The following is a 20,768-nucleotide window of genomic DNA, read 5'->3' as shown; positions in this document are numbered from 1 at the left end:
AGTATGTAAGCGTATACTAGTATTTGTTAAGAAAGTGTATCTATGCATAGGAATAAGCCTGAACGAATAAAAAAAGGCTTTAAAAGAAAAAATGAATGCCGGGGCATCCATTTTTTTAGCGGTAATTAATAAATTGTACGTCAACAGGTAAATCAGCGCTGCGAATAGCTGAAATAATTTGCTGCAGGTCATCACGATTTTTACCGCTTACGCGAAGCTGATCATCTTGGATCTGGCTTTTTACTTTTAAACCAGTATTTTTAATAATTGTATTTAGCTTTTTAGCGTTGTCTTTGTCGATACCTTGAATTAGCTTGGCGCGTTGTCTAACCGTTCCTCCAGAGGCGTTCTCAATTTTTCCATATGAGATATTGCGTGTAGGTACGCCGCGTTTAATAAGCTTAGAGATCAGTACGTCTTTTAACTGTTCAAGCTTAAATTCATCATCAGAAATAAGAACAAGCTCTTCGTTTTCAAGCGAGATTTCGCTTTTACTGCCTTTAAAATCGTAGCGGGTTTTAATTTCTTTTGTTGCCATGGTAATGCCGTTTGTTACCTCCGATAAATCGACTTGTGACACAATGTCAAATGAACTATCTTTAGCCATAATAACCTCCATATGTAAAGAGTTTGTTCTTTTATTATAAATAAAACACAAACTGTATACAACTGATATTGAATAGAGAGCCGGTAATTGATACAATACAAGTTATGCTTTTTGTTGTAAGCTATAGAAGCAGCTTTTTTAAACAATGCATGCATTTAAGTTGATCTGAAATTTAAAATGCTGTTCGATGCAAAGTGAGAAGGTATGTGGTGACGGAATAGTCACTACTAATTTATATAAAGGATGGATAGAACGATGAATGTAGAAGCTGGGATGAAAGCGTATTTAACAGTAAACCGGGAAACGCCGATTGGTTATATGTTAGCAGAAGGTGAAGAAGAAATTTTGCTACATAAAAATGAAACAACAAGAGAACTTGCTGAAGGAGAAGAAGTAGAAGTTTTTCTATACCTTGATCAGCATGACCGTTTAACGGCAACGATGCACTTACCTCTTGTTGAAGAAGGTGTTTATGAGTGGGTCGAGGTCGTAGATGTTAATCCAGGTTTGGGCGTGTTTGTAAATATCGGCATGAACAAAGATATGTTAATTGGTTCAACAGACTTACCTGCGCTAGAAGATCTGTGGCCAGAAGTCGGAAACAAGGTTTACTGTACAATGAAGATTTCAAAGCGCGGTAAGATGTACGGAAAAATTGCTACAGACGATGTGATGAAAGCAATGGCATTAGATGCTCCGCCCGAACTTTTTAATCGTGAAGTGAGCGGATACATCTATCGCGTACTGCGCGTAGGTTCATTTATTATGACAGATGAAGGATATGTTGGATTTATTCATGAAAGCGAGAGACGCAAAGAACCAAAGCTTGGTACGTATGTAACAGGCCGCGTAATTAATGTAAAAGAAGACGGAACGCTAAACGTATCGCTTCTTCCGCGCAAGCAAGAAAGCATGGATGAAGATGCACAAGTACTATACGATTACATGGAAAGCCGCGGTGGCGTTATGCCATTTTGGGATAAAAGCTATCCGGAAGATATTCGCGAGCGCTTTAATATGAGTAAAGCTGCGTTCAAACGTGCGCTTGGTAAACTGATGAAAGAAGGAAAAGTTTATCAAGAAGAAGGATGGACATATTTTAAAAAAGAAGAAAACTAAAAGGAGAAGCCGCTGAAAATTCAGCGGCTTCTTTTTATAAGTGATCAGTTTTTTTAGAAAATGAATGTTTTCCAAGCTCACGGTTATGCTTAGCTTGCAGATTCTTTTCGTGAAGCTTTGCGTTATTATCTTTTGCTTTTTTATCGTTATCGCTCGTTTTTGGCATTGTGATACACCCCTTTTTGATCGTACCTTTAGAATGCCCTGACCTCTTTAAATTATTCGATGGTTTCGTTCAAAAAGAAGACTGCAATCGTCCCTGGGCCAGAGTGAGAACCTATGGCTGCACCAATAATATTAATAATAAAATGTTTGGTTCCAAAACGTTCTTGAATCATCTCTTTCAGCTGAAGAGCTGTTTCTAAATCATCTCCATGGCTAATTCCAATGATTTGAGAAGAGAGGTTTTTTCCTCGCTCTTCCATTACATCAAGCATGCGCTTAAATACTTTTTTACGGCCGCGGATTTTTTCGATTGGAATCAATTTTCCATCTTCCACATGAAGCAGCGGCTTAATATTAAGCAGACCTCCTACAAAAGCAGAAGCTTTGCTCACGCGTCCTCCTTGAGCAAGAAAATCTAAGTCATCGACCGTAAAAATATGTTCCATACGCAGCGCGTATTGTTTTATTTTTTCTGTCATCTCTACTAGTGAGAGGTTTTGTTGTAGTAATTGTGCTGCATAATAAGTAACTACTCCCTGGCCAAGAGATGCACATTTCGTATCGATTATCTCTAATTGGAAATCGGGATACTTTTCTAGGAGTTCTTCTCGAATCATCATTGCTGTTTGATATGTACCGGATAATTCTGAAGAAAAAGCTAAATAAACGCAAGAATCACCTGATTTAGCTATGTCCTCAAAGACTTCATACATAGTAGTTGGAGCCGCTTGAGATGTTTTTGGCATCTTGCCTTTACGGATGGCTTCGTAGACAGAAGCTGGCTCAATCGTTTGTAGATCTAAAAATTCTTGATTATCCAGGCTTACGCGAAGCGGTAAAAAGCCAACGTTATTTTCTTGAAAAAAGGATAAAGGCAAATCGCTTGCACTATCGGTTAAAAGTTTAATTGACATAAATGTCACCTTCCTAATTGCATTTATAAAATATTAAATGAATTTGATGTATAAACATTGAGAAGCGTTATATACGACATAGTATTAGTGTATAAGCACTTTGAGGAAAATACAATTTTTGAATAAGTTTTTTTAATTCTGCCAAATCGTACATACTATATGTACTAACTATTTTAAAGATGCTGACTTTATTCATTTTATAAATGGGTATAGGAGAGTAAGAAGTTTTAAAAAAGCGGAGGTCGGTCATTTGAATATGTGGCTTGAAACAAAAAAAGCGATAGTCGTCTTGGTAGGAGCATTATTGAATGCGCTTGCGCTCAACTTGTTTTTGATACCTGCTAATGTATATTCGAGCGGCTTTACAGGAGTAGCGCAGCTTGTATCGAGTATCGTGACAGATTACACCCCTTTTACTATTTCCACGGGAGTGCTGCTGTTGTTGTTAAATATTCCTGTAACTATTTTAGGGTGGAAAAAAGTTGGGAAGTCATTTACTGTTTACAGCTTTATCAGCGTTGCTGCAACAACTTTGTTTCTTGGAATTATTCCTATTCAAGCACTTTCTAAAGACATCATCCTTAACGCAGTTTTTGGAGGCGTTATTTTAGCGGTAGGGGTAGGAATTACGTTAAAATTTGGAGCTTCAACTGGTGGGCTCGATATTATTGCCCTGATTTTGTCTCGAGTAAAAGACCGACCAATTGGCACTTATATGTTCATATTAAACGCAATTATTATCGTGCTAGCAGGTCTTTTATATGGGGCTGAGAAGTCACTCTATACGCTTGTGACGCTTTATACAACTACTCGCGTCATTGATGTTATTCATACGCGTCATGTCAAACTCACAGCAATGATCGTAACGAAAAAAGGAGTGGAGCTAAGAAAGGCGATTCACGCCAAACTCGTGCGGGGGATTACGGCGGTACCGGCTAAAGGCGGCTTTACAAACGAAGATAAAGAAATGCTAATGATTGTTTTGACCAGATATGAATTATTTGACTTGGAACGAGTGATTAAAGAGGTAGATCCTAAAGCATTTACCAATATCGTTCAGACAATGGGAATCTTTGGTTTGTTTCGCAAGGATTAAAAAAGGGTCCAGGTATTAATTACCTGGACCCTTTGTATTAATGTGTACCTTTTAAGTCATTAGAAAGTTCTTGAAGCTGAGCTTGTTCTTCAGGAGAAGCATTTTGCTGCGCATGGGACAGCATATCAGCTGCAATGTTTTCATCAGAAGCTGCAGACGTATGAGCCTGAGACGTTTGATGATTTTGACCAGCAGCTCCCAATGTATTCTGAAGCTGCTGAAGCTGAGCTTGTTCTTCAGGAGAAGCGCTTTGCTGTGCATGAGACAGCATATCAGCTGCTACGTTTTCACTAGACGTGTGAGCTTCACCGTGAGCATGAGGCTGACCGCCTTCTAAAGTGCTTTGAAGCTGTTCAAGCTGGCTCTTTTCTTCAGGAGAAGCATTTTGCTGTGCATGAGATAATATATCAGCTGCCACGCTTTCACTGGACGTGTGAGCTTTACCGTGAGCGTGAGACTGACCGCCTTCTAAAGTGTTTTGAAGCTGTTCAAGCTGTGCCTTCTCTTCAGGAGAAGCATTCTGAACGATATGAGACAGCGTATCAGACGTAATGTCTGCGCTTTTCTCTTGTGAATGTGATTCTCCATCTGTATCATACGCTTGATGCAATGAGTTTTGGAATTGCTTCAGCTGCTCTTGCTCCTCAGGAGAAGCGTTAGAAGCAATACTATTTAATACGCCTTCTGAAATATCAAGCTCACCATTGCCGTGCTTTTGACGGTGAAGCTGATCTTCTGAATGGCCGGATACTGCATTTCGAATCGCATCTTTTACTTGACCAAAAAGTGAATTTTTCATAAGTTACTGTCCTCCATGAGGAGTTTGGCGCTGCTGAGCTTGAAATGCTTCTGCCTCTGCCATAGTCATATGATAAGGAATTCGTTCATCATGTTTTTGAACTGCATCTGCACCTTGTTTCACAAAACGTTTTGATCGATTGCCTCTGCCCATCATAAATTCCTCCTCGTAATATAAATAAAACCGACACCTTAAGAAGTGTCGGTTATAGTGTGTGCTAAATAAAAAAAATGATAGCGATAAAAATTTACCTTGCTTTTCAAAAAAAGCTAAGTTATAAATTTAACGTTTTTTCCAAATAATAAGCAATACCATCATTTTCATTCGATTTTGTTACTTCACGCGCTAGCTGTTTTAATTCGCTAATACCATTTTCCATGGCGATACCGTGTCCTGCAAATTTAATCATTTCAAAATCATTGTCTTCATCTCCAAACGCAATAATTCGTTCGCGTGGAATTTGATAATGATTAGCTACGCGCTCAAGACCTACAGCTTTATTAAGTCCTTTTTTTACAATTTCAACGACATGCCAAGGTGCTCCCCAGCGTCTATGTTCTAGTACTTCTGCATGAACATCTGAAAGGTGAGAGCGTATATCTTGTACCTGTTCTTCATCTGCGTGAATTAAAATAGACGTTGGATCGTGCTGCAGCGTATGACGCAAATCACCCGTTTGTAATTTAGGATCCCCTAGGCTAAGTACATCCATTAATTTTCGATCTTCAAAATGAAGATACACATCATCTTGTACTTCTGCCATGATATTGTTGATGCGATAGTCTTGCATAGCTGTCACAATGTCATGGACAGTGCGGCGGTTTAAAGGTTCGTGATGCGTGCCGAAATCAGGCTGAAGGGGGTGATGGACAAGCGCTCCGTTAAAGTTTACGATAGGTGTGGATAAATCTAATTCGCTGTAATACATAGCACTGGAACGATAAGGTCTACCAGTTGCAATCATTACAATATGTCCTTCTTGTTTGGCTTTTTCTAATACCCGTTTTGTTGTAGGTGAAATGGTTTTTTCATTCGTTAACAATGTTCCATCCAGATCTAAGGCGATTAAGTGTTGATCGTTTCTCATATAGGGCTCCTTTTAAATTGAAGTAGTTATACGATTATATTGAATTCTACTAATATTCATGCTTGTATTCCCATATTTTACACAACTTTTCCTTAGGAGCAAAGCAGAACGATTGACATGTAAAAGCTGTCTTGTTACGGTGTAAGACATAGTTATTGATTGCTTACGATAAATTGTTTAAGGGTATATTTAATACGTGAAGATAATTACGGAAGTAAAAGAAAGGAGAATGAATATGGATAAACAGTTAGAAGATAAAATCATGGAATCACTAGAAGAAGTAATTGATCCAGAGCTTGGCGTTGATATCGTAAATTTAGGCTTAGTGTATGGTGTAGAAATGGAAGAAAACAACACGGTTATCGTGACGATGACGTTAACTTCTATCGGCTGCCCGCTAGCTGGTGTGATTGGCGAACAAGTGAAAAAACAATTAATTTCGCTTGAAGAAGTAGAAAATGTAGAAGTGAATATCACATTTAATCCGCCATGGGATAAAGATCGCATGACGCGCTATGCTAAAATTGCATTAGGTGTTCAATAAGAAAAAAGCCATCAACGATGGCTTTTTTTCTTATTCAATTCTGCACAATTCCACAGGGCAGTCCTCACAGTCTATTTCTTTCTTTAAAAAAGAAAGCTTATGAATGATAATTTTTCCATCTGCCATTGAAATCACTTCGTTTTTTCGCAACTCAGCGAGCATGCGGTTGACCACTTCTCTAGATGTCCCGCATAGATTGGCGATTTCTTGATTTGTCAACGTTACGTTTAGTAAAATACCATTTGGCTTCATTACTCCAAAGCTATTAGACATGCGGATCAGAGTAGAATAGAGAGCACCTTTTTTTCCATTTAGAATTAAGTCTCTAAATTTTGTCTGCATTCGCTTAATTTGTAGTCCCATCCACTTCATATACTCCATAGAAAGAGCAGGGTATTGTGCTAGTTCGTTTTCTAACACCCCTTTTTGAATATTGATTGCCGTACAAGGTTCAATAGCTTTTGCTTGAAGCATATGGGGAGTAGATCCGCAAAATAGCATGACTTCCCCGACTAAGTCTCCTGAACTCGCCAGCTGAAGCGTCAGCTCGCGTCCTTCCGGTGTCACTTTACCTACTTGCACGGCCCCTGACGTAATAAAAAATAAATGAGTTGAAGTCGAACCTTCTTGAAAGAGAAAGTCACCTTTTTTAAACGAAATTTTATGATCAAAGTTCATAAAAAATTGCTGCAGCTCATTCGAAAAAGAATCCGTTGTGATGTTCATCATGTTATCACCTTTTAATTAAAATTTTTTCGACTGCTACTTATTAATCTATTAAGTTAGAACAGTCTGTATATGCTGTACGTCCACTAGCCGTATAAAAAATATCATACGGATGATTTTTATCGATATTCTTATTATACACAAAAACAACCAGTGTTTTCCAAAACTATCTGTGAACAATTTCTAAACAAAAATAGAAAGGTAGGTATAAAAATAAAAACTTATGAATAAATAAAAATGTTTAAAAATATAGAATAAAGTGTTGGATTTTTTAAATATTCATTTGATTTTATTTTTATACGGTATTATAATGATAAATAATTCAAATAGATACGTGGAAAAAGGAGTTTTAAAATGAAAGAATACAAGGTAGGAATTGTTGGAGCAACAGGGTATGGAGGAGTAGAACTGATTCGTTTGTTAGCGAATCACCCACATTTTCATGTTTATGCAGTTTATTCATCATCTCAGGATGGGACAGAACTAGCAGAAGTTTATCCTCACCTTTCTAATACTGTATATACACTGCAAGATATAAACCCTAAGAATATGGCTGAAGAATTAGATTTAGTGTTTACAGCAACTCCGTCCGGTGTTTCTAGCAAACTTGTACCTCAATTAATAGAAGAAGGAATAAAAGTGGTAGATCTATCTGGAGATTTTAGATTAAAAACAGAAGCGCTTTATGAAAAATGGTACAAAAAGCCTGCTGCAGCCGAAGCGTTTTTACAACAGTCTGTGTATGGATTATCAGAATGGTTTGCAGATGAAGTCGAAAGCAGTACATTCGTTGCGAACCCGGGTTGTTATCCAACAGCTACACTGCTTGGGCTAGCTCCCCTCGTTAGTAAACAAATGGTGAAATCAAACTCTATTATCATTGATGCAAAGTCCGGAATCTCAGGAGCAGGACGCGGTCTTTCGCAAATGGCTCATTATGCTGAAATCAATGAAAATATAAAAATATACAAAGTTAACCAACATCAGCATATCCCAGAAATCGAATCTATTTTAGAAAGGTGGGATGAGGAAATTGGCCACGTTACGTTCAGTACGCACTTAGTTCCAATGACGCGAGGGATTATGAGTACAATATACGCTGAACTTTCTGAAGAAAGCTCAGTACAAGAACTTCATCAGCTATATGTAGATACATATCAAAACTCCCCGTTCGTTCGCGTTCGAAAAGCTGGTGAATTTCCGTCTACTAAAGAAGTAAGTGCATCAAATTATTGCGATATCGGTGTTGCATTTGACGAACGAACAAAGCGTGTCACGATTGTTTCTGTCATTGATAACTTAGTTAAAGGGGCAGCCGGTCAGGCCATTCAAAATGCCAATATCATGATGGGATTTGAACAGCAAGCGGGTATCGGGCTACTGCCTGTCTTCCCATAAAGACACAGCATCACTAATCACGATAAAAGCAGGAGGGAACGTATAGTGATTACGGTTAAACAAACGAAAGAAAAGATAAAGAAAATAGAGAACGGTACAATTGTAACGCCGCTAGGTTTTTCAGCAGATGGCGTTCACGCTGGTTTACGTTATGCTAAAAAAGATTTAGGAGTTATTGTAAGCGACGTGCCAGCTAATTGCGCAGCTGTTTACACGCTTAATGCCTTTCAAGCAGCGCCTTTAGCTGTTACAAAAGAAAGTGTAGCGGTGGAGCAGAAGCTGCAAGCGATCGTTGTGAACAGCGCATGTGCAAATGCATGTACTGGAGAACAAGGATTAAAAGATGCATACCAAATGCGAAATACATGTGCAGAAAAGCTTAATATCCTACCTCATCATGTAGCGGTAGCTTCTACAGGCGTAATTGGAGAGCTTCTAGATATGGAAAAAGTTGTTAAAGGCATTGGGTTATTAAGTCCTTCGTCGAACAAAGAAAAAGCAGAAGAATTTCAAACGGCTATTTTAACAACAGATACAGTGATGAAGTCAGCTTGCTATGAAACAAAAATTGACGGCAAAGTAGTTACCATTGGCGGCACAGCGAAAGGATCAGGCATGATTCATCCAAATATGGCTACGATGCTTAGCTTTATCACAACGGATGCTAAGGTTGAAGCTTCAGTGCTACAAGATGCGCTAGGTTCTATTACAAATAAAAGCTTTAATCAAATTACAGTGGATGGTGATACGTCAACCAACGATATGGTTATTGTTTTAGCAAATGGAAAAGCTGGTCACCAGTCGCTTACACCAGATCATCCTGAATGGAATTCGTTTTATGAAGCACTGCGCTTGACGTGTGAAGATTTAGCCAAACAAATTGCACGCGACGGTGAAGGAGCAACAAAACTAATTGAAGTAAACGTATCTGGTGCTCATACAAACGAAGAAGCAAATGTGATTGCTAAACAAATTGTGGGCTCGAACCTAGTGAAAACGGCCATGTATGGAGCCGATGCTAATTGGGGACGAATTATTTGTTCAGTTGGGTACAGCGGAGTAGCGCTTAATCCAGAAACAGTGAATGTTTCGTTAGGCAATATCCAGATGTTAGAAAACAGTCAGCCTGTTTCATTTAGTGAAGAAGAAGCAAAGGCTTATCTAGAAAATGATACGGTCGAAGTCTATGTTGACTTGCAGCAGGGAAATGGAATTGGCAAGGCGTGGGGCTGCGATTTGACTTACGATTATGTCAAAATCAACGCCAGTTATCGAACGTAAGGAGAGAGTGAAATGAGCAGTGAAAAAATCGTCGTTGTAAAATGCGGAGGCAGCATTGTCAATCAGTTAACAAGCGCTTTTTTTGAAAGTATTCAGCAGTTAAAAGCGAGTGGATATCAAATCATTGTTGTGCACGGAGGCGGGCCTGATATTCAAGATACGCTTACCAAACTTCACATTGAAACGGAATTTGTAGATGGGCTTCGAAAAACGTCCAAAGAAGCATTAGAAGTTGTGACGATGGTATTAGCAGGCAAGGTTAATAAGCAGCTTGTAAAAGAACTACAAAAAGCGAACTTAAAAGCGGTAGGACTATCAGGAATTGATGGATTATTGCTTAAAGCAGAGGCTATCGATGTTGAACGTCTAGGTTACGTTGGAGAAGTAAAAGGCGTAAATGATACATTATTAAAACAACTAACTGACAGTCAGTATATTCCAGTTATTTCTTCCATTGGAGCCGATGAAGAAGGCAATAGCTATAATATTAATGCTGACGTGGCAGCCGGAGCCGTTGCACAAGCAGTAAATGCTGAAAAGCTGATGTTTGTAACGGATGTAAAAGGTGTGTTAAAGGATGGAGCATTGCTTCCTGAGCTTACAAAGTCAGAGATTGATGCACTTATTGAAGAAAAAGTAATTTACGGCGGAATGATTCCGAAAGTAACATCAGCGGTAAATGCGTTATCTCCTTTGCTTGAAGAAGTTCATATTATTAGCGGAACTGATGGATTTTTAGATAAGGAAGGAAAGCTGATTGGTACAGCAATTAAATATAGTGGAAAAGGTGGAGAAGATAGCGATGAGTTCATTGTTTCCAACATATCAACGGTTTGATATCCATGTGGAAGAGGCGCAAGGAACAAAATTAATAGATAACAAAGGAAATGAGTATTTAGATTTTATTTCAGGTATCGCTGTTTGTAACGTAGGTCATCGTCATCCTGATGTTCAAAAAGCGGTCGAAGAGCAGTTAAATAAAGTGTGGCACGTGTCAAATTTATTTCATCAATCGATTCAAGAAGACGTAGCAGGTAAGCTTGTGGAACACTCAAACGGTGATGCAGTATTTTTTTGTAACAGCGGTGCAGAAGCCAACGAAGCGGCGATTAAATTAGCGCGCAAGTACACGCAAAAACACAAAATTATTACGTTTACAAAATCATTTCATGGACGTACATTTGCTACAATGACAGCTACAGGGCAGGCAAAAATTCATGATGGCTTCGGTCCTCTTGTTAATGAGTTTGTTTACGTGCCATACAATGATGAAGAAGCATTAAAACAGGAAATGGACGATAGCGTAGCAGCAATTATGGTTGAAGTCATTCAAGGAGAAGGCGGAGTGGTTCCAGGAACCGAAGCATTTTTATTAACCATTCAAGAGCTGTGTAAAAAGCACGAAGCACTGTTTATAGTCGATGAAGTGCAAACTGGAATCGGCAGAACAGGAAAACCGTTCGCTTATCAGCATTTTAACGTGTCACCAGACATTATTACAGCAGCCAAAGGGTTAGGAAGCGGAATGCCGGTTGGTGCGATGATTGGAAAAGGCTATCTCAAAGATGCATTTGGACCTGGTACTCACGGAACAACCTTTGGAGGAAACCCAATTGCACTAGCTTCAGCCAAAGCAACCTTAAACATTATTTTTAATGAAGCATTTTTGGCAGAGGTTACAGAAAAAAGCCTTTATTTTACCAATGCTTTGAAAAATAGCATAGCAGATTATTCATTTGTAACCGATGTTCGTGGAAAAGGTTTTATGATTGGAATTGAATGCGGAGAACATCAGTCAGCATTGCTTGCAGCTATGCGTGAAAAAGGATTGCTAGCACTGGGAGCAGGACCGCACGTAGTACGATTGCTGCCGCCTTTAACTGTAACAAAAGAAGAGTTGGACCAAGCGATTCATATCATTGAAGAAGCGTTTAGCAAAACAAAAATTACTTCATAATACAAATTTTTTTGAATATGTTTGTATAAAAATTCTGTTTTATAAATAATTATTCGAAGAGGGATGCACAATGAACGGATATTTACACTTAGCAAACGGCGATTCGTTCGCCGGACACATTGAACATACAGCAACGCACCAGGCAGAAGGAGAAATTGTTTTCTTTACTGGAATGACTGGTTATCAAGAAGTTGTGACTGATCCATCTTACAAAGATCAAATTATCGTCTTTACGTACCCTTTGATTGGGAACTATGGTATCAATGAAAAAGATTATGAAAGCAAAAAGCCTCATGTAGCAGGCGTTGTCGTATACGAATGTTCAGATGAAGGGTTCCATTACGAAGCGATGTACAGCTTTAAACAATATTTAAAGAAATGGAACATTCCGCTTATTACACATGTGGATACGAGAGCGGTCGTAAAACGAATTCGAAAAGAAGGTACGATGCAATCTGCCTTTTCGACATCTGCTGAGCCGCCAGCATTTACTGCTGAATGCGATGGATATGTAGTAAAAGAAGTATCAACAAAAGAGCCTGTTACTTACGGAAACGGTGAAAAACACGTTGTATTAATGGACTTTGGTTATAAAAAATCAATTTTACAAGAGCTGTTAAATCGAGAGTGCAAAGTAACAGTTGTTCCCTATTCTACAAGTTCTTCAAAAGTAAAAGAACTGCAGCCGGATGGCATTGTCTTATCAAACGGACCTGGAGATCCAACTCAAGTGAGCAGTCAGCTGGATGAATTAAAAGAAATTATTTCATCTTATCCAACTTTGGGAATTTGCTTTGGACATCAGTTAATTGGGCTTGCTTTTGGGGCACAAACCAAAAAGCTGGCGTTCGGTCACCGAGGAGCTAATCAGCCTGTAATTGATTTAACGAATAACAAAGTGTGTATGACGTCTCAAAACCATAGCTATGTCGTAGACGAACAGACGATTACGTCTACGCCATTAAACGTTCGATTTAAAAATGTGAATGACGGATCGGTTGAAGGTTTAATGCATAAAGACCTTCCTGTTATGTCGGTTCAATACCATCCAGAAGCACATCCTGGACCAAGTGACAGCACGTATATCTTTGATGAATTTATGACGAAAGTACAGCAAGTAGGGAGCGGAAAAGTATATGCCTAAAGACCAAACGTTAAAAAAGATTTTAGTAATCGGATCAGGACCAATCGTAATCGGGCAAGCAGCAGAATTTGATTATTCAGGAACTCAGGCATGCTTGTCATTAAAAGAAGAAGGTTATGAAGTTATCTTAATCAATAATAATCCAGCTACAATTATGACGGACACTCACGTAGCAGATCGAATCTATTTTGAACCATTAACAGTAGACTGCGTGGAGAAAATTATTGCAAAAGAAAAGCCGGATGGTTTGTTAGCCACATTAGGCGGACAGACGGGTTTAAACTTAGCCCTTGAGCTTCATGAACAAAACATTTTGCCGAAATACGATGTGAAACTTTTAGGAACACCGATTGAATCAATCAAAAAAGGTGAAAGCCGTGAAGAGTTCCGTGCATTGATGAATGAACTGAATGAACCGGTGCCGGAAAGTGAAGTTGTCACAAAAGTAGAAGAAGCGTTAGCTTTTGCCGAGAAAATTGGTTTTCCTGTTATTGTACGTCCTGCTTATACGTTAGGCGGAACGGGCGGAGGAATTGCTCATTCTATGGAAGAGCTTGAAAAGCTTTCAGCGTCAGGTTTGCGTGAAAGTGCTATTACTCAATGCTTAATTGAAAAAAGCATCGCTGGATTTAAAGAGGTTGAGTACGAGGTTATGCGTGACGTGAACAATACGTGCATCACAATTTGTAATATGGAAAACATCGATCCCGTAGGCGTCCATACTGGAGATTCGGTAGTCGTTGCTCCTTCTCAAACGTTAACAGACGTGGAATATCAAATGCTTCGCTCTGCTTCAGTTAAAATTATTTCATCGCTTGGCATTATTGGGGGCTGCAACATCCAGTTTGCGCTTGATCCAAAAAGCAAGCAGTATTATCTAATTGAAGTAAATCCGCGTGTGAGCCGTTCGTCTGCTCTTGCATCAAAAGCAACGGGCTATCCGATTGCCAAAATTGCTGCAAAGCTATCGGTAGGCTACACGCTTCATGAGTTATTAAATCCTGTCACAGGAGACACGTATGCAAGTTTTGAACCTGCTCTTGACTACGTAGTAGTGAAATTTCCAAGATGGCCGTTTGACAAGTTTTTCTACGCTGAAAGAACGCTTGGTACGCAAATGAAAGCAACTGGAGAAGTAATGGCTATTGACCGTAACTTTACACGTAGCTTCCAAAAAGCATTGTCTTCTTTAGAAATTGACTTACAAGGATTAGAAGTAGAAGAACTGCAAGAACTTTCAACGGATGAATTAAAAAGCAAGCTTAGCGAACAAAGCGATGAACGTATTTTTATTATCTTAGAGCTTTTACGCCGTGGCACAACGCCTGAGTATATCCATGAAGTAACGCAAATTGATTATTTCTATTTAACACACTTTGCACAGCTGATTAAAATGGAAGCCTCTTTAAAGGAAGTGCGTTTTGATTCGATTACAGCTGAACACTTCAAGCAAGTGAAAGAGCATGGATTTACAGATGCGTATCTAGCAAACGTATGGAATGTGCCTGAGCTTGACGTAAGAGCGAAGCGTAAAGCACTACATATTACGCCGAGTTATAAAATGGTGGATACATGTGCAGCGGAGTTTGAATCTTCAACGGCTTATTTCTATTCCAGTTATTACGGAGAGAGCGAAATTGAACCATCAACGAATAAAAAAGTTGCGATTATCGGTTCCGGACCAATTCGTATCGGGCAAGGAGTAGAGTTCGACTACAGCTCTGTACATGGTGTGCTAGCTCTTGAAAAAGAAGGATACGAAACGATTTTAATTAACAATAATCCAGAAACGGTAAGTACGGATTTTGAAGTAGCAGATCGCTTATATTTTGAACCTGTAACAGTAGAAGACGTATTAAATGTTCTTGATGCTGAAAATGTGAAGGATGTAATTGTTCAATACGGAGGTCAAACAGCTATTTCGCTTGTTAAAGGGCTAGAAGAAGCTGGCGTCAATTTACTAGGGATTACAAATGATGTCATTGATGCACTTGAAGATCGTGACTTGTTTTACAAGCTTTTAGATGAGTGTGATATCCCTCATATCCCAGGTGAAATGGCGAAAGATGAGCAAGAGCTTGTCCAAAAAGCAAAAGATATGGGATTCCCATTACTTATTCGTCCTTCTTACGTAATTGGCGGAAAAGGGATGCTGACAATTCAAAACGAAACAGAGCTTCAGGCTTGTTTACCGGCTATTAAAGCGTCTCATTTCCCAATGCTTATTGATGCTTACTTCCCTGGGAAAGAAGCAGAAGTTGATGTGGTAGCAGATGGAAAAGATGTGTTGATTCCGACAATCGTTGAACATATTGAAAAAGCCGGCGTTCATTCAGGAGACAGCTATGCGCTTTTACCAGCAAAAACAATAGAAAAAGCACATAAAGAAAAAATGGTGAGCTACGCTCAAAAAATTGTAAACAAACTCCAATATAAAGGGATTATGAATATCCAATATGTTATTTACAACGATGAAGTCTACATGCTGGAAGTTAACCCGCGTGCCAGCCGTACAGTGCCTGTAGTAAGCAAAGTGTGCAACACGCCGCTTGTTTCGCTATCAACTCAAATATTGCTTGGGAAATCATTGTCGGAAATTAGTGAAAAGCTAGGTTTATTGCCGGATCCGGCTTACACAACTATCAAGTTTCCAGTGTTTTCGACAAGTAAATTATCAGGAGTTGATCCACTTGTTGGACCGGAAATGAAGTCAACTGGTGAAGGAATTGCAATTTCTTCAACGATTGAAGAAGCAGCAAAAAAAGTATTCCATCAGTATGTGTTAAGTAAAAACGGTGCTGCGGAAGTATATATCAACGGAGAAGCGCAAGGTCTTGAAGCACTTGTGCAAAGCGCGGGCTTAACTCTTGTTAAAGATAAAGAAGTTAGTGAATGGGTGAAAACGAAAGAAGCTTTATTATACGTAAGCTTACAGCCTGAAGATAAAGAAAGCCGTATGTCAGCATTAAAACACGGTTTGATGGTCATGACGGAGGCAGAAACGGCATCGCTATTTTTCCAATCGTTCCAAGTCGATGAATATCAGGTTTCATCACTACAAGAATGGTTTCAAAAAACTAAAAAGGAAGTGACAGTATCATGAGTACAGTATCGGTAAATACCAATTTAAAAGGAAAAGATTTGCTTACGCTTAAAGATTTATCATCAGACGATATTATGTCACTTTTGGAAAGCGCCATTGAGCTGAAACAAAAGCATAAAAATGGTGAAATCGTAACATCGTTAAAAGGAAAAACGCTGGGGCTCATTTTTGAAAAATCTTCAACAAGAACAAGAGTTTCATTTGAAGCGGGAATGATGCAGCTTGGAGGAAACGCCCTCTTTTTAAGCAGCCAAGATTTACAGATTGGACGCGGAGAAACGATTGCTGATACAGCACGCGTACTATCTGAATTCATCGATGCTATAATGATTCGTACATTTGAACATAGCAAGATCGAAGAGCTTGCAGATTACGCATCTATTCCCGTTATTAATGGTTTGACAGATGATTATCATCCTTGTCAGGCTCTAGCTGATTTATTAACGATTTACGAGCACAAGAAATCATTTGAAGGGCTAAAAGTAGCTTATGTTGGAGACGGAAATAATGTAGCGCATTCGTTAATGATTGCATGTGCAAAAATGGGGATAGATATTTCAATTGGATGCCCTGATGGTTATGAGCCAAAAGACTTTGTAACAGCTTATGTTAATGAAATAGCTGCTACAACAGGTGCGAAGGTTACGATTACAAAAGATCCTGTAGAGGCTGTGAAAAATGCCGATGCTATTTATGCAGACGTATGGACAAGTATGGGACAGGAAGAAGAAGCACAGCAGCGCTTGAAAATATTTGCTCCTTATCAAGTAAATGAAGAACTAGCTGCCTATGCTAAGTCAGACTATTTATTTCTGCACTGTTTGCCTGCGCATCGTGAAGAAGAAGTAACAGCAAGCATTATTGACGGACCAAATTCTGTTGTCTTTCAGCAGGCTGGAAATCGTATGCATGTACAAAAAGCTTTGCTGCAAGCCATTTTAGCTTAAGAGAAAAACCCTTTCTGAGAATATCAGAAGGGGTTTTTTGTTTAAAGGGAATTAATTGAGGGAACACCCATTGTATACTAAACAGAACGAAAGGTGATTTATGATGAAAGTATTAGTTGTTGGAGCAAACGGAACAACGGGAAAACAAGTGGTAGAAAAAGTTGCAAACAGCAAGCAGCACGAAGCTTATGCGATGGTTCGCGACGAAAAGCAAGCAGACGCGTTAAAGAAGCTAGGTGCCAATGTTGTGCTTGCTGACTTGGAGCAAGATGTTTCAGATGCTTTAAGAGGTATGGACGCTGTCATATTTGCAGCAGGTTCTGGAGGACATACCGGAGACAAAAAGACAATCGCTGTAGATCAAAACGGTGCTAAAAATATCATTGATGAAGCAAAAAATCAAGGTGTAAAGCGCTTTGTTATGTTAAGTTCAATGGGAACAGACGCACCTGAGCAAGGACCAGAAGGCTTACAGCTTTACCTGCGTGCTAAAGCGATAGCGGATGAATACCTAAAGCAGTCTAATCTACAGTATACAATTGTACGACCAGGAACTTTATCGAATGATCAAGCTACTGGGAAAATTGATATCAATAATGATATTGAAGATAAATCTCAGACGATTCCCCGAGCAGATGTAGCAACCGTGCTTGTAGAATGCCTAAACGAAGAAGCTACGATAGGAAAAACGTTTGAAATGCTAGCTGGAGAAACTGAAATCGAAAAAGCTATTAAATTTACTCATTAATATAAAAGAGCGGATCTAAAGGTCTGCTCTTTTTCTCTTCCTAATATGAAAACATCTCCATTATGAAACAGAAATCTTAAGGGAATAGTATAGGAGAACATTTCATTTCAGGAATGAGGAGGCAGGACAATGGGACAAAATCGTCATTTTACACCGGGTCAAAAAGCTCCTAATAACGGAGTGTATATTGAAATTGGTGAAACAGGAAGCAACGTAAATAATCCTCAAAAGGTTAAATTAAAAGCAGGAGAGCGTTTTCCAGAGACGGCCAACGATGATCGCCACTGGACGTACATGCGCAAGCCTTAAATAGTAAAAAATAAAGAAGCCATTCTAAATTGAATGGCTTTACTTGTTTTCCTATTGCTGGGTATAATGAAATAAAGGTCAATAAAGGTCAAATGTATCGAAGGAGGATGTTCAATGGATATAAATAAAATGACCCAAAAATTGCAAGAAGGCGTGATGGAAGCACAGTCCGAAGCTATTAAACGAAATCAGCAGGAAGTGGATATTGCTCATTTGCTTTATACGCTCATTCATCAGCAAGATGGTATTGCTCCTCGCATATTAGATCATTTACATATAGATCATCAATCTTTTCAGCAGCAGGTAAATCAATTGCTTGCGAAAAAACCAGCCGTTACAGGAAGTGGTGCTGAAGCAGGGAAGGTTTATATTACGAATAAACTTCAGCAGCTGTTTGTTAAAGCTCAAGAAGAAGCATCTCGTTTGCAAGATGATTATGTTTCAGTTGAGCACATCTTTTTAGCATTAGCACAGGAACCGTCTTCTAGTGAATATGGCAAGTTATTTTCAAGTCACGGTATAACAAAAAAAGCTCTGCAAGATGTGCTTACCAGCCTTCGAGGAAATCAGCGAATTACAAGTCAAAATCCCGAAGTCACATATGAAGCGTTAGCTAAATATGGAAGAGACTTAGTAGCAGAGGTACGAGCAGGGAACATTGATCCAGTCATTGGACGAGACGGAGAAATTCGCCGCGTTATCCGCATTTTATCGCGAAAAACAAAAAACAATCCAGTTTTGATCGGAGAACCTGGCGTTGGTAAAACAGCGATTGTTGAAGGTTTAGCACAGCGTATTGTTCGCCGAGATGTACCTGAAGGATTAAAAGATAAAACCATCTTTTCATTAGATATGGGAGCTTTAGTAGCAGGAGCGAAATTCAGGGGAGAATTTGAAGAGCGTTTAAAAGCTGTTCTTCAAGAAGTTAAGAAAAGCAACGGTCAAATTCTTTTATTCATTGACGAGCTTCATACAATCGTTGGAGCAGGCCGTACGGATGGAGCGATGGATGCAGGGAATATTTTAAAACCAATGCTTGCTAGAGGAGAACTTCACTGTATAGGAGCTACAACTCTTGATGAGTACCGTCAGTATATTGAAAAAGATCCAGCGCTTGAAAGACGCTTTCAACAGGTGCTGGTTGAAGAACCTTCAGTAGAAGATACAATCTCTATTTTGCGTGGTTTAAAAGAACGATTTGAAATTCATCACGGCGTGAATATTCACGACCGAGCGATTGTTTCAGCAGCGGTTATGTCTGATCGTTATATCTCAGACCGCTTTTTACCTGATAAAGCAATTGATTTAATTGATGAAGCATGCGCAACCATTCGAACAGAAATAGATTCGATGCCATCAGAATTAGATGAAGTAACACGACGTGTCATGCAGCTTGAAATTGAAGAAGCGGCATTAAGTAAAGAAACAGATCAAGCAAGCATCACAAGGTTAGAGGCAATTCGAAAAGAAGTCTCTGATTTAAAAGAACGTGCAGATACAATGAAGCTGCAGTGGGAAAAAGAAAAGCAGTCGATTCAAACGGTGCAAGATGTCCGGGAGCAGCTTGAGAAAGCGAAGCGAGACCTAGAAGAAGCTGAAGGGAAATATGATTTAAATAAAGCAGCTGAACTTCGCCACGGACGCATTCCAGCTCTTGAAAAAGAACTAAAACAGCTGGAAGAAACAGCTGCTGAAAAAGCACAAGAAAACCGTTTATTAAGAGAAGAAGTAACAGAAGAAGAAATTGCTGAAATTGTAGGAAGATGGACGGGAATTCCGGTATCAAAACTAGTTGAAGGGGAAAGAGAAAAGCTGTTGAAGCTTGAGTCAATTTTACAGCAGCGTGTGATTGGACAAGACGAAGCCGTATCCTTAGTGACGGATGCTGTGATTCGCGCACGGGCAGGCATTAAAGACCCGAACCGTCCGATTGGGTCATTTATTTTCCTAGGACCTACCGGAGTAGGAAAAACGGAGCTAGCCAAAACATTGGCACATTCTTTATTTGACAGTGAAGAACAAATGGTTCGTATTGATATGTCTGAGTACATGGAAAAGCATGCGGTCTCTAGGCTTATAGGAGCGCCTCCTGGCTATGTAGGATATGAAGAAGGCGGCCAGCTAACAGAAGCGGTGAGACGCAAGCCTTATTCAGTCGTTTTGTTGGATGAAATTGAAAAAGCCCATCCCGAAGTATTTAATGTGCTCCTTCAAATACTAGATGATGGAAGAGCAACAGATTCAAAAGGAAAAGTCATTGATTTTAAAAATACAGTCATTATTATGACGTCGAATATCGGTTCTCAATTTTTATTAGACGCTTTAACAAGTGAAGGCGAGATTACTGAAAAAGCCAGAGAGCAAGTGATGGCTCAATTAAGACAGCATTTTCGCCCAGAATTCTTAAATCGAGTAGACGACACGATTTTATTCAAACCGCTAACTGTTCATGAAGTAAAAGGGATTATTGATAAGCTATTGCTTCAGCTTGAAAAGCGTTTATCCGATCGTCATATTTCGTTAACGTTAACAGAAGAAGCAAAAAATTATATTGCAGCCTCCGGGTTTGATCCGGTATACGGAGCTCGCCCTTTAAAAAGGTTTATTCAAAAATATATTGAAACAAAAATTGCCAGAGAATTAATTGCAGGGCAAATTGAAGATTATAGTCAAGTGACAGTTGATGTAAAAGATGATGAGTTTGTTGTCAGCGTATAAGTTTTCTAAAAAGGCCATTCATGATAAATTGAATGGTCTTTTTTTGCTATTAAAAGCAGCTCTCTTTTTTAAAAAAATAAAAAGAAATGAAAGAAAATACGTGAGA

20 protein-coding genes are annotated in these 20,768 nt (G+C 39.1%); 13 read left to right on the top strand and 7 right to left on the bottom strand.

Going from position 1 to position 20,768, the window contains the following annotated elements:
• Positions 1 to 115: 115 nt before the first annotated feature.
• Positions 116 to 607 (bottom strand): YajQ family cyclic di-GMP-binding protein, encoded by a 492-nt coding sequence (locus LAV82_RS11620; protein WP_211078277.1) that lies wholly within the window; start codon positions 605 to 607, stop codon positions 116 to 118.
• Between the two features lie 255 nt (positions 608 to 862).
• Between LAV82_RS11620 and LAV82_RS11615 the strand changes: the two genes are divergently transcribed.
• On the top strand, positions 863 to 1,726 hold the full coding sequence (locus LAV82_RS11615) for a CvfB family protein (protein ID WP_013055377.1): 864 nt from the start codon (positions 863 to 865) through the stop codon (positions 1,724 to 1,726).
• Between the two features lie 34 nt (positions 1,727 to 1,760).
• Here LAV82_RS11615 and LAV82_RS11610 read toward each other — a convergent pair whose 3' ends face one another.
• Both LAV82_RS11610 and LAV82_RS11605 read right to left on the bottom strand, forming a co-directional pair.
• Positions 1,761 to 1,892 carry a DUF3941 domain-containing protein gene (locus tag LAV82_RS11610; RefSeq protein WP_013055378.1) on the bottom strand — a complete coding sequence of 44 codons (132 nt, stop codon included), beginning with the start codon at positions 1,890 to 1,892 and terminating at the stop codon, positions 1,761 to 1,763.
• 52 nt (positions 1,893 to 1,944) lie between these two features.
• Positions 1,945 to 2,805, bottom strand: coding sequence for a DegV family protein (locus tag LAV82_RS11605; protein WP_499716113.1), 861 nt, complete (start codon positions 2,803 to 2,805; stop codon positions 1,945 to 1,947).
• 256 nt (positions 2,806 to 3,061) lie between these two features.
• Between LAV82_RS11605 and LAV82_RS11600 the strand changes: the two genes are divergently transcribed.
• The gene (locus LAV82_RS11600; RefSeq protein WP_211078531.1) at positions 3,062 to 3,901 is read left to right on the top strand and encodes a YitT family protein; all 840 of its coding nucleotides are present in this window, start codon (positions 3,062 to 3,064) and stop codon (positions 3,899 to 3,901) included.
• 37 nt (positions 3,902 to 3,938) lie between these two features.
• On the opposite strand, the gene LAV82_RS11595 is transcribed toward LAV82_RS11600, so the two are convergent.
• The 3 genes from LAV82_RS11595 to LAV82_RS11585 all read right to left on the bottom strand — a co-directional run bounded on the left by LAV82_RS11595 (position 3,939) and on the right by LAV82_RS11585 (position 5,787).
• Entirely contained in the window at positions 3,939 to 4,700 is a 762-nt protein-coding gene (locus LAV82_RS11595; protein ID WP_013055381.1) for a DUF3813 family protein, read from the bottom strand.
• 3 nt (positions 4,701 to 4,703) lie between these two features.
• A complete protein-coding gene (locus tag LAV82_RS11590) occupies positions 4,704 to 4,853 on the bottom strand; it encodes a hypothetical protein (protein WP_013081728.1) in 150 nt (49 codons plus the stop codon).
• 121 nt (positions 4,854 to 4,974) lie between these two features.
• The gene (locus LAV82_RS11585) at positions 4,975 to 5,787 is read right to left on the bottom strand and encodes a Cof-type HAD-IIB family hydrolase (RefSeq protein WP_499716112.1); all 813 of its coding nucleotides are present in this window, start codon (positions 5,785 to 5,787) and stop codon (positions 4,975 to 4,977) included.
• Between the two features lie 235 nt (positions 5,788 to 6,022).
• Here LAV82_RS11585 and LAV82_RS11580 point away from each other — a divergent pair, with 235 nt between their 5' ends.
• Positions 6,023 to 6,331, top strand: a complete 309-nt coding sequence (locus tag LAV82_RS11580; protein ID WP_013055384.1) for a metal-sulfur cluster assembly factor — start codon at positions 6,023 to 6,025, stop codon at positions 6,329 to 6,331.
• 30 nt (positions 6,332 to 6,361) lie between these two features.
• Here the strand turns inward: LAV82_RS11580 and LAV82_RS11575 are convergent, their stop codons facing one another.
• Complete coding sequence (locus tag LAV82_RS11575) at positions 6,362 to 7,060, bottom strand: Crp/Fnr family transcriptional regulator (RefSeq protein WP_211078281.1); 699 nt, start codon at positions 7,058 to 7,060, stop codon at positions 6,362 to 6,364.
• Positions 7,061 to 7,411: 351 nt separating this feature from the next.
• Here LAV82_RS11575 and argC point away from each other — a divergent pair, with 351 nt between their 5' ends.
• From argC to clpB, 10 genes are all read left to right on the top strand, one after another.
• The gene (gene argC / locus LAV82_RS11570) at positions 7,412 to 8,455 is read left to right on the top strand and encodes an N-acetyl-gamma-glutamyl-phosphate reductase (RefSeq protein ID WP_211078282.1); all 1,044 of its coding nucleotides are present in this window, start codon (positions 7,412 to 7,414) and stop codon (positions 8,453 to 8,455) included.
• A gap of 45 nt (positions 8,456 to 8,500) precedes the next feature.
• On the top strand, positions 8,501 to 9,736 hold the full coding sequence (gene argJ, locus LAV82_RS11565; RefSeq protein WP_499716110.1) for a bifunctional ornithine acetyltransferase/N-acetylglutamate synthase: 1,236 nt from the start codon (positions 8,501 to 8,503) through the stop codon (positions 9,734 to 9,736).
• A 12-nt stretch (positions 9,737 to 9,748) separates the two neighbouring features.
• On the top strand, positions 9,749 to 10,573 hold the full coding sequence (gene argB, locus LAV82_RS11560) for an acetylglutamate kinase (protein ID WP_013055388.1): 825 nt from the start codon (positions 9,749 to 9,751) through the stop codon (positions 10,571 to 10,573).
• On the top strand, positions 10,539 to 11,693 hold the full coding sequence (argD, locus tag LAV82_RS11555; RefSeq protein ID WP_057274286.1) for an acetylornithine transaminase: 1,155 nt from the start codon (positions 10,539 to 10,541) through the stop codon (positions 11,691 to 11,693). Before argB ends, argD begins: the two co-directional genes overlap by 35 nt.
• Positions 11,694 to 11,763: 70 nt before the next feature.
• A complete protein-coding gene (locus LAV82_RS11550) occupies positions 11,764 to 12,837 on the top strand; it encodes a carbamoyl phosphate synthase small subunit (protein ID WP_013055390.1) in 1,074 nt (357 codons plus the stop codon).
• On the top strand, positions 12,830 to 15,940 hold the full coding sequence (carB, locus tag LAV82_RS11545) for a carbamoyl-phosphate synthase (glutamine-hydrolyzing) large subunit (protein WP_211078284.1): 3,111 nt from the start codon (positions 12,830 to 12,832) through the stop codon (positions 15,938 to 15,940). The genes LAV82_RS11550 and carB overlap by 8 nt, the downstream gene beginning before the upstream one ends.
• Complete coding sequence (argF, locus tag LAV82_RS11540) at positions 15,937 to 16,887, top strand: ornithine carbamoyltransferase (protein ID WP_013055392.1); 951 nt, start codon at positions 15,937 to 15,939, stop codon at positions 16,885 to 16,887. The genes carB and argF overlap by 4 nt, the downstream gene beginning before the upstream one ends.
• Positions 16,888 to 16,990: 103 nt before the next feature.
• Positions 16,991 to 17,635: an SDR family oxidoreductase gene (locus tag LAV82_RS11535; RefSeq protein ID WP_499716108.1), complete on the top strand. Its 645-nt coding sequence runs from the start codon at positions 16,991 to 16,993 to the stop codon at positions 17,633 to 17,635.
• 129 nt (positions 17,636 to 17,764) lie between these two features.
• Entirely contained in the window at positions 17,765 to 17,944 is a 180-nt protein-coding gene (locus LAV82_RS11530; protein WP_013055394.1) for a YjzC family protein, read from the top strand.
• A 114-nt stretch (positions 17,945 to 18,058) separates the two neighbouring features.
• Positions 18,059 to 20,662, top strand: coding sequence for an ATP-dependent chaperone ClpB (gene clpB, locus LAV82_RS11525; RefSeq protein ID WP_499716107.1), 2,604 nt, complete (start codon positions 18,059 to 18,061; stop codon positions 20,660 to 20,662).
• Positions 20,663 to 20,768: the final 106 nt, after the last annotated feature.

The organism is Bacillus sp. ILBB4 (genome assembly GCF_035064545.1).
GTDB lineage: Bacteria > Bacillota > Bacilli > Bacillales > Bacillaceae_H > Priestia.
Note: the sequence above shows the minus strand (reverse complement) of the source record. Positions and strands in the feature narration are given on the sequence as shown.

Bases quoted from the DNA above. Each gene is read 5' to 3' on its own strand.
- argB (WP_013055388.1), top strand. From the start codon at position 9,749: ATGAGCAGTGAAAAAATCGTCGTTGTAAAATGCGGAGGCAGCATTGTC.
- LAV82_RS11595 (WP_013055381.1), bottom strand. From the start codon at position 4,700: ATGAAAAATTCACTTTTTGGTCAAGTAAAAGATGCGATTCGAAATGCA.
- argF (WP_013055392.1), top strand. From the start codon at position 15,937: ATGAGTACAGTATCGGTAAATACCAATTTAAAAGGAAAAGATTTGCTT.
- LAV82_RS11535 (WP_499716108.1), top strand. From the start codon at position 16,991: ATGAAAGTATTAGTTGTTGGAGCAAACGGAACAACGGGAAAACAAGTG.
- LAV82_RS11575 (WP_211078281.1), bottom strand. From the start codon at position 7,060: ATGATGAACATCACAACGGATTCTTTTTCGAATGAGCTGCAGCAATTT.
- LAV82_RS11600 (WP_211078531.1), top strand. From the start codon at position 3,062: ATGTGGCTTGAAACAAAAAAAGCGATAGTCGTCTTGGTAGGAGCATTA.
- argD (WP_057274286.1), top strand. From the start codon at position 10,539: ATGAGTTCATTGTTTCCAACATATCAACGGTTTGATATCCATGTGGAA.
- clpB (WP_499716107.1), top strand. From the start codon at position 18,059: ATGGATATAAATAAAATGACCCAAAAATTGCAAGAAGGCGTGATGGAA.
- LAV82_RS11585 (WP_499716112.1), bottom strand. From the start codon at position 5,787: ATGAGAAACGATCAACACTTAATCGCCTTAGATCTGGATGGAACATTG.
- LAV82_RS11590 (WP_013081728.1), bottom strand. From the start codon at position 4,853: ATGGGCAGAGGCAATCGATCAAAACGTTTTGTGAAACAAGGTGCAGAT.
- LAV82_RS11620 (WP_211078277.1), bottom strand. From the start codon at position 607: ATGGCTAAAGATAGTTCATTTGACATTGTGTCACAAGTCGATTTATCG.
- LAV82_RS11610 (WP_013055378.1), bottom strand. From the start codon at position 1,892: ATGCCAAAAACGAGCGATAACGATAAAAAAGCAAAAGATAATAACGCA.
- LAV82_RS11615 (WP_013055377.1), top strand. From the start codon at position 863: ATGAATGTAGAAGCTGGGATGAAAGCGTATTTAACAGTAAACCGGGAA.
- LAV82_RS11580 (WP_013055384.1), top strand. From the start codon at position 6,023: ATGGATAAACAGTTAGAAGATAAAATCATGGAATCACTAGAAGAAGTA.
- LAV82_RS11550 (WP_013055390.1), top strand. From the start codon at position 11,764: ATGAACGGATATTTACACTTAGCAAACGGCGATTCGTTCGCCGGACAC.
- LAV82_RS11530 (WP_013055394.1), top strand. From the start codon at position 17,765: ATGGGACAAAATCGTCATTTTACACCGGGTCAAAAAGCTCCTAATAAC.
- carB (WP_211078284.1), top strand. From the start codon at position 12,830: ATGCCTAAAGACCAAACGTTAAAAAAGATTTTAGTAATCGGATCAGGA.
- LAV82_RS11605 (WP_499716113.1), bottom strand. From the start codon at position 2,805: ATGTCAATTAAACTTTTAACCGATAGTGCAAGCGATTTGCCTTTATCC.
- argC (WP_211078282.1), top strand. From the start codon at position 7,412: ATGAAAGAATACAAGGTAGGAATTGTTGGAGCAACAGGGTATGGAGGA.